Consider the following 608-nt stretch of genomic DNA (forward strand, 5'->3'; position numbering starts at 1 on the left):
GAGTATGATTCGCCGGACTTTTGTGTAGAGATACACAAGACATCCATAAATCAGCAATTTATTACTTTACATTCCACCTTGTTAAAGAACTTCTGGCGTAAAAACCAGTCAGTTACGTTCTTAGCTTTATTAATCTCTCTTTTTCTCATCGGTTAACGATTCGATTGGGAGGAATGTAAAGCGAAGACAGTAATTGACTGACTTCTTCTTTAATCAATAAAAGATAATTGGTGGAGCTAAACGGGATCGAACCGTTGACCTCCTGCGTGCAAGGCAGGCGCTCTCCCAGCTGAGCTATAGCCCCTTAATCATCACACCATTAAAGGTAAGATTCTTAATTTGACTCAATCGAGGCAAAGGGATGTGAAGTGTGCTTCAGCACATGAGCATCGCTTTAACGAAGAGTGAGGCAAATTTGGTAGGCCTGGGCAGACTCGAACTGCCGACCTCACCCTTATCAGGGGTGCGCTCTAACCAGCTGAGCTACAGGCCTATATTCTTGGTCTGTAGACACTAGTTGTCGGCCGCTTACCTTTCAAAGTAACTCGCGGCGTCTAGCGACAAGCACTAGGGGACTAGCGACTAACAAATCTTTTATTGATTCCAGT

Annotated in this window: 2 tRNA genes; both read right to left on the reverse strand. The window is 44.2% G+C overall.

The annotated features are described in order from the left end of the window. Nucleotides 1-228: 228 nt before the first annotated feature. Nucleotides 229-304: transfer RNA gene (locus AC2CG4_RS20035), tRNA-Ala, on the reverse strand. Between the two features lie 112 nt (nucleotides 305-416). Further along, nucleotides 417-493, reverse strand: a tRNA-Ile gene (locus AC2CG4_RS20040). Between the last annotated feature and the right edge of the window lie 115 nt (nucleotides 494-608).

This window comes from Cellvibrio sp. ATLC23, from assembly GCF_057196725.1.